This is a genomic window from Variovorax sp. 01N425, from assembly GCF_056399465.1.
On record NZ_JBFTRJ010000008.1, the window covers coordinates 17,103 to 28,703 of the forward strand.

The window sequence follows — 11,601 nt, forward strand, 5'->3', positions numbered from 1 at the left end:
CCATTCGGCATGCTCAGCGTTGCCCCGCTCACCCCGCAGTTCGGGGCGAGCACTTTCTTCCGTTGCCTCCGAGAGGCAGATGGGCTGACGCACCTCACCCCATGAGCGAGTTCGAGCCACAGCAGGCGCGCTCGTACACCTCAGTCTTCAGGCATTGACCGACAGCCGCGGATGACGCCGCGGCAGAGCTAGGCTGTCGCGGCGCCGTCAACGCCCGTGCCCTGTTCCAGCAACCAGTCGCAGAAGGTTTTGACCACCGGATCGTGCTGAAGACGCTGCAGGGAGTCGGTCGTGATGTCCGCGCGCTCGAGTTCGAAGACGAGGCCCGAGATGATGTGCTCGGCCAGGGCAGCCGTACTATCGATCTGCTGGCTAACCGCGCGTGCCAAGTCGGTATTCGCCCGCGCGATCTGCTCGTTTTCCGCCGTGCGCGCACGGCGACCGAAACGCCCATGTTGATGCGAGAGGCGATTGAAGACGGCAACAAGATGCAATTCATGGACCCACCGCAGATGCCTGGCGAAGTCGGGAAGGTCGTGCTGCGGGCGCTTGACAAACCGCGCCTGGAGCTCTTCGTGAGGGCCGGCGAGTCCTGGAACGCGCGCCTGGCGATGCTTATGCCGAACTTGCTGGTGCGGCTGATTCCGCCATTCGGCCGAAAGAGTGAAAGTGGTCATCGTTTGTACCTGGCATCCCTGGCAAGGCGAGGTCTCATTCGACGCCGCGGAAGTGCATGGGAGCTGACGCCGCCCGAGAAGTAAAGGGGAGGGCGGCCAGATATACCGTCCCGCCTCGATCTCAGATGGCTACAGCGCATGGCCGGTTGGCCGGTGCCTGATGGTGGCGTGCACCTCGCCTGGGCCGAGGGCACACTATTTTGCAGGTGCGTGTCCAGATTCATCACCGGCTATTGGCTCGGTGAGTTGACTGCCCCAGGCGCCGACCAATTGCTGGATGATCTCGGCGGCCCTCCTGCACGCGGGTGAAAGCTTGCCCTGCTTCGGAAACGCCAAGGTCACATGGCGGAAGAGATCGGGCTTCACGAGTTTGCTGGCCTGAAGGCGACCCCGTCGGAGTTCCTCGGCAATTGAGTACGGCCCCATCATCGAATAGAGCCCCGGCGTGTGCGCCACCAGTTCCTTTTGCATCGTCAACGAATCCACTTCGGCGACTGGGACCAGGGCGAAGCCCAAGCTGCGGGCTGCTTCGTCAAGTGCGTTGCGCCAGTGACTGGGACGTCGAGGCAGCACGAGGTGCAGACCGGACAGACGCGAGAAGTTGACCGTGGCCTCCTTCGTGAGCTCGTCCCCCGGGGCGGAGATCAGATAGGTATGTGCAACGCTCAGCAGCCTTTCTTCGTGACCGCTCGGGCGATTGAACCGAAAAAGAATTGCCATGTCGACGGCACCGCTGTCGAGCATCGTGTTGAGTTCGGTGCCCTGAGCTTCGGCGATGTTCAGGCGGATGCCTGGATGCTCGACCTGCAGGCGTTCAAAGAGTCGCGTCATCAGCGGATGGGCTGCCGAAGGTATGACGCCCAGGCGGACCTCGCCGAGCAACTTGCCTGATTCCTCGCGAAGTTCCTCCGACAAACGGTCCGTCTCCAGCAGCCAGGACCGTAGCCGCGTTGCCGCGCGCTCTCCCAGTTCGGTCGGCACGACGCCTCTGCCTGTTCGCCGAAACAGCGGGCCGCCGAGCCCCGCTTCAAAGTCACTGATCTGGCGGCTGATGTGCGATTGCACCGTTTGGCGGCGGGCCGCCACCTTGCTCAGGCTGCCAGCCTCCAGCACTTCCAGGAAGAGCCTGACGGTCGCGACGTCCATAGGGATTACCCGTGTGAGTTATGCCAAATAAGGCAAATCTGATTGCTCGGAATTCTATCTATGCGGATGGCTTAAGGATTTTTACATTGGCTGTACCTGATGCGAACTGCTCATTTCGGGCAAGCACCGCAGCGACGAATCCAAGGAGACTCATTTGAAACTCGCCAGCTTCACACACGCCGGACAGGCCACCTACGGAGTGGTTGAGGAAGATCGCTACCAACTGCCGCCGGCCGACTTCCTCGGCCGCCATCCCGACTTGGTGTCGGTGCTGCGCGCCGATGCCTTGCGCGAACTCGCGCAGGCGGCCGCGGCAAGCGGCAGCGCCGTGCAGGCCAGCGCCGTGCGCGCGCTTCCGGTGATTCCCAACCCACCCAAGCTGATCTGCGTGGGCCTGAACTACAAGACCCACGTGGCCGAGACCAAGCGCCCGGACAGCGAATACCCGTCGCTCTTCATCCGCTTCAACGACACGCTGGCAGCGCATGAGGACACGGTGCTGCGTCCGGCCTTTTCTGAGCGCTTCGACTGGGAAGGCGAACTGGCCTTCGTGATCGGCAAGGGTGGCCGCCACATCCCGAAGGCGCAGGCCTTCGAGCACATCGCGGGCTATGCCTGCCTGAACGACATCAGCGTGCGCGACTGGCAGCGCCACACGCATCAATTCACGCCGGGCAAAAACTTTCCGGGCACCGCCCCGTTCGGCCCGTACCTGGTGACCCGCGACGAGGTGCCGGACGTCACCAGGCTGACGCTGGAGACGCGCGTCAACGGCAACGTGATGCAGCAGGCAAGCATCGACGACCTGATCTTCGACATCCCTGTCCTGGTCGAGTACATCTCCCGCTTCACACCGCTGTCGCCCGGTGACGTGATTGCCACCGGAACGCCCGGTGGCGTCGGCGACCGCCGCGAGCCGCCGCTCTACATGAAGGAAGGCGACGTGGTCGAGGTGGAGATCACCGGCCTGGGCATCCTGCGCAACCGCATCGGAACGGCAGCCTGAAGCGCCGCGACACATCATGGCCACCCCCTCCACCCCCAATCTGCGCATCGCGGTCGACATCGGCGGCACCTTCACCGACATGGCCGCCTTCGACGAGGCCACCGGCAAGCTGCTGTTCGGCAAGGCGCTCTCGACCCACGGCCAGCTCGTCAATGGCATCCAGGCCACGCTGGACAGCGCCGACATCGATGTGCGTAACGGGCAGCTGTTCCTGCACGGCTCCACCATTGCCATCAACACGCTGCTGGAGCGCACCGGCGCCAACACGGCCCTGCTGATCACGGAAGGCTTTCGCGACATCTACGAGATCGGCCGCGTCAACCGTCCCGATGCCTACAACCTGTTCTTCAACAAGCACCAGCCGCTGGTCAAGCGCTCGCTGCGCTTCGAGGTGACCGAGCGCCTGCGCGCCGACGGCAGCTTGCACAAGCCACTGGACGAGGGCGCGGTGCGCGAACTGGCGCGCGAGCTGAAGAGCCAGAACATCGAAGCGGTGGCGGTGCTGCTGCTGCACTCGTATCGCAATCCGGCGCACGAGCAGCGCGTCAAGCAGATCCTGCAGGAAGAACTGCCGGGCGCCTTCGTCTCCGCTTCGCACGAGCTTTCTCAGGAATACCGCGAGTTCGAGCGCGTCTCCACGGTCGTGGCCAACGCCTACGTCGGGCCCCGTGTCTCCGAATATCTCGGCCAGCTCGAGACGCACCTTTCCGACAAGGGCTTCGGCGGCGACTTCTACGTCGTGCAGTCGACCGGTGGCCTGTTTCCGATCGAGCATGCACGCGTCGGCTGCGTCCGGATGCTGGAGTCCGGCCCCGCAGCCGGCGTGATCGGCGCGCAGGCGATCTGTGCACAACTCGGCATGGGCGATGCGATTGCCTTCGACATGGGCGGCACGACGGCCAAGGCGGGCGTGATCAGCCAGGGGCGGCCGCTCACGACGGGCTCGGCGCTGATCGGCGGCTACGAGCGCGCGCTGCCGATCCAGATTCCGATGATGGACATCCACGAGGTCGGCACCGGCGGCGGTTCGATCGCCCGCGTGGAGACCGGCAACGCGCTGCGTGTGGGGCCGCAGAGCGCGGGCTCCATTCCCGGGCCGGTGGCCTATGGACGCGGCGGCAAGGAGCCGACCGTGACCGACGCCAACCTGGTGCTGGGCCGGCTCGACGCCGACAACTTCCTGGGCGGCGAACTCAAGCTCGACCTGGAAGGCTGCAAGCGCCAGATGGCCGAGCGCGTGGCCGGCCCGCTGGGCCTGGACCCGACCGAGGCGGCCGACGGCATCCTGCGCATCGCGGTGACGCAGATGTCGCACGCCGTGAAGGCCGTGACCACCGAGCGCGGCCTGGACGCCGGCAGCTTCACCATGGTGGTGTACGGCGGCGCCGGCCCGCTGCATGCCTCGGCGATTGCACGCGAGATCGGCATCCGCAAGGTGCTGATTCCGTACGCGCCGGGCTACTTCTCGGCCTACGGGATGCTGTTCTCCGACTTGCGCTACGACTACGTGCGCTCGGTGTTCCGCAAGCTCAACGACGTCTCCTTCGAGGAGATCGAATCCGCCTACAAGACGATGGAAGACGAGGGCCGCGCCGCGCTGGCGCAGTCCGGCGTGAAGGCGGACGGCGTCGTGATCGAGCGCGCGGCCGATATGCGCTACGTGGGCCAGGAGCACGCGGTGACGGTCGACCTTCCGCTGGCGTTCTTCGAAGGCAAGGACCGTTCGGCGATCAAGCAGCAGTTCGATGAACTGCACAAGGTGCGCTATGGCACGTCGGCGCCGAAGGAGCCGGCGGACCTGGTGAGCCTGCGCGTCACTGTGCTCGGCATCATGAAGAAGCCGCCCAAGCACAGCGTCGACGAGGGGTCGTCCAAGCCCGAGAAGGCCGCAATGCGTGCGGTCAAACCGGTGTACTTCCGCTCTGGCGGCTGGGCCGACACGCCCATCTACAAGCGCGACCGGCTGCGCGCGGGCAACGTCATCAGCGGCCCCGCGCTGATCGAGGAGCACGCCTCCACCACCGTGATGCAGCCAGGCGACGAGATGCGCGTGGACGAACTCGGCAACCTTCAAATTTCCATCGGGAGCGATCGATCATGAGCACCCCCCAAACCCCAGCGGCCGCGGTCGACCCGGTCACCGTCGAGATCATTCGCAACGGCCTGTACGCCGTGACGGAGGAGATGAAGACCAATCTCACGCGCACCGCCTACAACCTGATCATCTACGAGGCGCTGGACTTCACCGTCGGGCTCTTCACCAAGGAGGGCGACACGGTCTCGATCGGCTTGGGCCTGCCGATGTTCATCCGCGGCATGTCCGAGACGGTGAAGGCGAAGATCAGGCACTTCGGCTACGAGAACATCCTGCCGGGCGACATCCTGGTCACGAACGACGCCTACACCACCGGCAGCCACCTGAACCACTTCACGTTCACGATGCCGGTGTTCCACGAGGGCAGGCTCGAAGGCTTCACCTGCTGCATGGCGCACTGGCTCGACGTGGGCGGCACGCTCGGCAACGTCACCACCGACATCTTCAGCGAGGGGATCCAGATCCCCATCATGAAGTACCAGCGCGAAGGCGTCGTCAACCAGGACCTGATCGACATCATCGCGATGAACGTGCGGCTGGCCGATCGCGCCCTGGGCGACCTGCGCGCCCAGATCACCGCGATCACCACCGGCGAGCGCCGCTACGTGGAGCTGCTGCAGCGCTATGGCGTGGATGCAGTGAACGGCTCGATCCGCCAGATCATGGACTCTTCAGAGGCCGTGGCGCGCAAGAACACCCTGTCGATTCCCGATGGCGTGTACGAGGCCGAGTCCTTCATGGACGACGACGGACTCGAGATTGGCAAGCGCATCCCGATCCGCGTCAAGGTGACCGTCACCGGTGATGAGATGACGGTGGACCTGTCCGACGTCAGCAAGCAGGTTCGCGGCTTCTACAACTCGGGCTTCACCACCGGCATCGCCTGCGCCCAGGTGGCCTACAAGTGCCTGACCACGCCGACCGATTACCCGGTCAACGACGGAAGCTTTCGCTCGCTGAAGGTGATCATGCCGATGGGCACGGTGATCAGTGCCGAGCGCCCGTACCCGATGCGGGTGTGGATGACCTTCCCGATGACGGTGATCGACACGATCTTCAAGGCACTGGCGCCAGCCATTCCCGATCGCTCCATCGCCGGCCACCACGCCGACTTGGTGTTTCCCAACATCCACGGCATCTCGCCAGAGGACGGGCGGCTCTTCATCGTCGGCATCGGGCCGCTGGGCGGAGGCTGGGGCGCGAAGTCGACGGAAGATGGCGTCTCGGTCACGGTCTGCATCAACGACGGCGACACCCACAACAGCCCGACCGAGCAGCTCGAGGCCAAGTACCCGGTGCTGGTCGAGAAGTACCAGATCCGTCAGGACAGTGCCGGCGCCGGCCGGTACCGCGGCGGCCTGGGCGCGGAGATGGTGGTGCAGGCGCTCTCGCCCTTCACCGTCACCACCCGCATCGACCGTGTCCACTGCAAGCCATGGGGCCTGGAGGGCGGCGGAGACGCCATGGGCAACGGCCTGGCCGTGCGGCACAAGGGCGAATGGAAGAGCGACCACCTGAACGCAAAGATCTTCAACGTGCGGCTGGAACGCGGCGATGCCTACAAGATGCTGTCGGGCGGCGGTGGCGGCTTCGGCGATCCGCTGGATCGGGATATCGACCTGGTCGCAGAGGACGTGCGCGAGGGCTACGTGAGCAGCGAGGTGGCGCGCCGGGTCTATCGCGTTGCGCTGGACTCCAAAGGGCAGGTCGACCAGGAGGCCACGCGCACGCTCCGGAAGGCACCGAGCGCCTTGCGCAATGGCGCCTCGCTCGACGTCGCCTGGGACGGGCAGTGAGCCTCGTCATGGCCGAAGACGTGTCGCTGCGCGCCGCCAGGCTCTCACGCCTGTGGAGCGAGCTCGCGATGCGTCACGTGGCACTCGGGTCCAGCTGCGGCTGCGGTGCCGGCGGCGTCAGCCTCCAGCTGGTCGACTTCGAACTGGACATCGTCGACTACCTCGAGGATCAAGGCCTGCGCTCGGGTGTTGCCGACGTGGAGCAATTCTTCCGGGCTCGCCCGACGTCCGAAGCCACCGGTCTGCCGCTTCAGAAGCTCCTGGAAGACCTCGAGCGCGACGAGTTTCCCGCCGAGGCGAGCGAATGGCTGCTGGCCAGGCTGGAACGGACCTTGAACTCTTTCGCCGAGCTTCATGGCGGGCGACAGCAGGCAGGGTCATGAGCGGCCACTTCTCCTCGCTGCTGGCAGCCGACCAGCCCGGGCAGGTGCGCGTGCCCGTGACGGTGCTGACCGGATTCCTCGGCAGCGGAAAGACGACGCTCCTCAACGAGCTGCTGCGCGAACCTGATCTGCACGGCACCGCAGTCATCGTCAACGAGTTCGGTGAAATCGGCATCGACCACGACCTGATCGCACACACGACGGAAGACACCATCCTGCTGGCCAACGGCTGCATGTGCTGTGCGGTGCGCGGCGATCTCATCGGCGCGCTGGTGGGACTCGTCGAGAGAGCCGTCTCCGATGGCTCGGCGCTGTGCCAGGTATTGATCGAAACCAGCGGCCTGGCCGACCCGGCCCCGATCCTCCGGACCTTGATGGGAGAGCCTGCCGTCAAGGATCGCTTCAGGCTGGCGGGCGTGTGCTGCACGGTCGACGCAGTGCTGGCGTTTCGCACGCTGGATCGGCATCCGGAGGCCGCGCGGCAGATCGCCATGGCCGACCACCTCTTCCTCACAAAGACCGACCTCCTGGGCGAACCGGCATCGCAGGCGTTGCTCGACTGCGTGAGGAGCCTGAATCCCACGGGCACGGTGCACCAGCAGCGCGAAGTGCACGTGGCCGTGTTGCGGCAGACGATGGAGACGCGCGCGGACGACGCGCGGCCGGTCCCCGCAGAGCGCGGGCTGTTCTACAGGCCGATGCCGGTCACCGGCGGCCCAGGCGCCTCAGGCGAGCCATCTCCCCATTCGGGCGGGATCACCTCATTCGTCCTAGTTCGCGACGATCCGTTGCCGCGAGACGGCTTCTATGCCTGGCTCGACATGGTGATCGCGATGCGGGGTGAAGACCTGCTGCGTGTGAAAGGAATCGTCAATCTGCAGGAGCAGCCGGAGCAGCCGCTTGTCTTTCACGGCGTACAGCATCTGTACCAGCCACCGGTGTCATTGTCGGCTTGGCCGAGCCCGGACCGACGCACCCGGATTGTCTTCATCACCCGAGGCGTCGACGCGGAAGCGATGGACGAGTCTCTGCGCGTTTTCGAACGACGTGGGCGGCAGAGGCGCCCTGCCGCGTCTTCACCGGACCCCTCATCACAACTCAAGGAGACTCCATGAAATCGCTGAAAGTACTGGCCGCATGCGCGGTGCTCGCGGTCGCGCCTGCCTGGGCCCAGACCGCCAAGTTCCCCGATCGGTTGATCCGAATCGTCGTTCCGTTTGCGGCAGGCGGCGGCGTGGACAACATCGCGCGCCTGCTGGCCCACCAGCTGCAGACCCAGTTCTCGGGGGTGCCGGTGATCGTGGAGAACCGCGCCGGGGCCAACGGCTCGCTGGGCGGCAAGGTTGTGCAGACGGCGCCCGCCGACGGCTACACCTTGCTGTTCTCCGCGGCGACGCACGTGCTGGCCAAGGAGGTCATGAGCACGCCGCCCTACGACCCGCAAACGGACTTCTCCCCGATTGCGCGCGTGGCCGAGGCACCGCTGATGCTCGTCATTGCGCCCCAGCTCGAGCCCCGGAAACTCACCGAGGTGCTCGCCGCGGCGAAAAAAGAGCCGGACAAGTGGACGGCGGCCATCCCCGCTGCGGGTGCACCCAGCCACCTGGCCACACTACTTTTGGCCAAGCAGGGCAACGTCAAGTTCACCTACGTCCCTTACAAGGGTACGCAACCCGCGCTGGTGGACGTCGGGGGCGGGCACGTGCAGCTTTTGATGGACTCGATGATCTCGGTCATGCCGTTGGCCAAGGCCGGGCGGGTTCGGCCGATCGCCATCAGCGCCGCCAAGCGCAGTCCGCTCGCGCCGGACGTCCCGACGGTGCAGGAGAGCGGACTGCCGGGTTTCACGTACGGGTCGTGGTATGGCGTATGGGCCCCCAAAGGCACGCCCGCCGATCGCGTCCAGTTGCTCAACAGCGCGATCAACGCCGCCATGTCCGAGCTGGGCAGGTCGGGCGCGCTGGCCAACCTCGGCGTCGAACCGGTGATCCAGGACGCCGAGCAATTCAAACGCTATGTGGCCGGCTTCGTGGCCCAAAGCGCCGACCTGCTCAAGAGCGCCGGCTTCAAGCCCGAATGACACGGACGCCGCGCACCGCTTTCACCCAAGGAGATCAGACCATGAACAGAACCACGCTCGTGGCAGCGAGCCTGCTGTCCTGCGCCACCGCGGCGACCGCCCAGTCGTCCGTCACACTCTTCGGCGTCGTCGACGTCGGCGTCAGCCACTACAGCGCCAGGAGCGACTTCTACAACAACACGGCGTCGCCCGCCATCGCATCGCCGAGCGTCACCCGGAGCCAGACGGCCTTGTCCAACAGCGGGACCTCCAACAGCCGCCTGGGCTTCCGCGGCACGGAGGATCTCGGCGGTGGACTTGCCGCCGGCTTTTGGCTGGAAGCCGGCACGACACCGGACAACGGTGCCACCGCGATCGCAAGTTTCGCTCGCAGGTCCACCGTGAGCTTGTCGGGCCCTTTCGGCGAGGTTCGGCTGGGCCGCGACTTCACCCCGACTTTCTGGAACGACTCGGTGTTCAGCCCGTTCAGCACGATCGGCGTCGGCGCCAATGTCGTGTCGAGCGTGGGGACCAACTTGCAGACAGTAAGAGGCCCTGGTTCCGCGGTAGCGGCCTCCGACAACTATCTTCGCACCAGCAACAGCATCGGCTACTTTCTTCCGCCCAATCTGGGTGGCGTCTATGGTCAGTTCCAGTACGCCTTGCACGAGAACGTTTCGCAGAGCAGCCTGCCCGGAAGTCCAAGCCAGAAAGGGCGCTACTTCGGTGGTCGCCTGGGCTATGCGGCCGGTCCGTTCGATGTCGCCTTGGCCTACGGGGAGAGCACGGCAGCGGACACCACCGGCGTGAGTCCCGTCGGATTGCCAACCGGCGTCAATCTGCGCGAGAAGATCAAGACCATCAATCTCGGCGCTTCGTACGATTTCGGCTTCATGAAGATCTTCGGTGAGCTCTCGCAGGTCAGGGACCAGGCGCTGTCGAGCGCGCCGGTGCCGGTGCTGGGCTCCTTGACGCTGCGTGATTCGGACAAGTACAAGGGCGGTCTTGTGGGCATTACCGTGCCCGTCGGTGCGGGGCTGATCAAGGCGGCCTATTCACGCGTCAAGTTCGACAACGATTTGGGCCCGCTGGCGACCCCGCTGACACCGCGGCGTGATGCGTCGGTCAACAAGCTTGCGATCGGGTTCGACTACAACCTCTCCAAGCGCACGGCGCTGTATGCGACGGCAGCCCGGATCCGGATCAAGAACGGGCAGAACAATCCGGCGATCATGGGGGCTGTGACGGGTGGTGTGACGTATCTCACGACAGGCGCCGGAATATCGGGATTCGCCCCACGCAGTTCGACCGGATACGACTTCGGCATCCGGCACGCGTTCTGATGGTGCAAAACGCAGGGCGCACCAGGAAATTTGGCGCTCGATGCCGGATCCCTTCGCGGCGAACTGCCAAGGGAGCGGACGGATACGTAGGGATATGCCGGCGGCGGTCATATGGCTAGAGGATTGTTGCGGAGGTGCGAAATGCAGGCGGCCGGGGGTTTACCGAGCCGCATCGCACCGCCGCGGAATTCAGGACCCGGTCGGAACAACCAGATCGGCGCAGGGCGGGCAGTCCCGGCCAGCCGATGCCGAGGCTGTCGTGACACCAGCACCAGAAACTCGCCGCTGATGCGGCTTTTTTCATCGGGACATCCGCGTTCGGACCGCAGCGTCGCAGGGCCTGGTCATCAGTTGGTCCATTGGGACGCACCCGGGCGCTGAGCTCGTCAATACATGCTAGATGCGGCCATCGAGACGGTGGTCGATACCAACGACCAGCCCGTCGCCCATTCCGTTCGTGGCGCCCACGATCGCTGGCCAAGCTGGCTCTCGCGGATCGCACATGCGAAGCTCATTCGCTCGATGTCTCGCAAAGGTTGCTCACGTGACAGCGCGGCGTGCGAAGGCTTCTTCGGACGGCTGAAGACGGAGTTGTTCCATCTCCGGAACTGGAAGACCACGACCATCGAGCAATTCATAGAGCTCGTTGATTCCCACATCCGCTGGGTACGGCGAGAAGCGATCAAGAACTCCGTGGCCGCCGCAGCCCCATCGGGACCGAGAGAACCTCCGGCTTACGGCATCAAACCAGTCCAAGTGCGCTTTCTGGCGGAAGTGGCGATGCTGCATGCACGTCTGGGAGGATTGCCGCCATGGCAATCATTGACCTCGCGTCGGCGAGTTCGTTCTTATTCCTATTGTCCCGCATGGAGTGTGGCCGTGCCCACGCTGTTCCCGCTCGTCCCGGTCTGCCACTGGCGCGGCATGCCGGCAGAGGCGGATGCATCGGCAGGACAAAAGTACCAGGCTTTTCAGCGGCAACCCGGGACTTACCGATAGAGAAGGAAGGACATTCTCTCCATGTGCTCGCATTGCCGGCGCGATCTAATTTGCGAACAAAAGGAATCCAGGGTCGAGATCGGAACGCGCCGGCTTT

General features: G+C 64.9%; 9 protein-coding genes and 1 pseudogene. 8 read left to right on the top strand and 2 right to left on the bottom strand.

What is annotated here, in order from left to right; all coding sequences use genetic code 11:
* Positions 1–188: 188 nt before the first annotated feature.
* Together AC1DSC_RS15635 and AC1DSC_RS15640 are read right to left on the bottom strand one after the other, a co-directional pair.
* Positions 189–677 carry a hypothetical protein gene (locus AC1DSC_RS15635; RefSeq protein WP_015866001.1) on the bottom strand — a complete coding sequence of 163 codons (489 nt, stop codon included), beginning with the start codon at positions 675–677 and terminating at the stop codon, positions 189–191.
* 195 nt (positions 678–872) lie between these two features.
* Positions 873–1,823 carry a LysR family transcriptional regulator gene (locus AC1DSC_RS15640; protein ID WP_015866000.1) on the bottom strand — a complete coding sequence of 317 codons (951 nt, stop codon included), beginning with the start codon at positions 1,821–1,823 and terminating at the stop codon, positions 873–875.
* Positions 1,824–1,977: 154 nt separating this feature from the next.
* Between AC1DSC_RS15640 and AC1DSC_RS15645 the strand changes: the two genes are divergently transcribed.
* From AC1DSC_RS15645 to AC1DSC_RS15680, 8 genes and pseudogenes are all read left to right on the top strand, one after another.
* On the top strand, positions 1,978–2,829 hold the full coding sequence (locus AC1DSC_RS15645) for a fumarylacetoacetate hydrolase family protein (RefSeq protein WP_015865999.1): 852 nt from the start codon (positions 1,978–1,980) through the stop codon (positions 2,827–2,829).
* A gap of 16 nt (positions 2,830–2,845) precedes the next feature.
* Complete coding sequence (locus AC1DSC_RS15650) at positions 2,846–4,930, top strand: hydantoinase/oxoprolinase family protein (RefSeq protein WP_015865998.1); 2,085 nt, start codon at positions 2,846–2,848, stop codon at positions 4,928–4,930.
* Positions 4,927–6,720, top strand: coding sequence for a hydantoinase B/oxoprolinase family protein (locus AC1DSC_RS15655; protein ID WP_015865997.1), 1,794 nt, complete (start codon positions 4,927–4,929; stop codon positions 6,718–6,720). Before AC1DSC_RS15650 ends, AC1DSC_RS15655 begins: the two co-directional genes overlap by 4 nt.
* Before the next feature lie 8 nt (positions 6,721–6,728).
* On the top strand, positions 6,729–7,103 hold the full coding sequence (locus AC1DSC_RS15660; RefSeq protein WP_015865996.1) for a hypothetical protein: 375 nt from the start codon (positions 6,729–6,731) through the stop codon (positions 7,101–7,103).
* Positions 7,100–8,218 (top strand): CobW family GTP-binding protein, encoded by a 1,119-nt coding sequence (locus tag AC1DSC_RS15665; RefSeq protein WP_015865995.1) that lies wholly within the window; start codon positions 7,100–7,102, stop codon positions 8,216–8,218. Before AC1DSC_RS15660 ends, AC1DSC_RS15665 begins: the two co-directional genes overlap by 4 nt.
* On the top strand, positions 8,215–9,183 hold the full coding sequence (locus AC1DSC_RS15670) for a tripartite tricarboxylate transporter substrate binding protein (protein WP_015865994.1): 969 nt from the start codon (positions 8,215–8,217) through the stop codon (positions 9,181–9,183). Before AC1DSC_RS15665 ends, AC1DSC_RS15670 begins: the two co-directional genes overlap by 4 nt.
* Before the next feature lie 41 nt (positions 9,184–9,224).
* On the top strand, positions 9,225–10,505 hold the full coding sequence (locus tag AC1DSC_RS15675) for a porin (protein WP_015865993.1): 1,281 nt from the start codon (positions 9,225–9,227) through the stop codon (positions 10,503–10,505).
* Positions 10,506–10,842: 337 nt separating this feature from the next.
* Positions 10,843–11,216 (top strand): annotated as a pseudogene (locus tag AC1DSC_RS15680) (IS3 family transposase); the annotation flags it as partial.
* Positions 11,217–11,601: the final 385 nt, after the last annotated feature.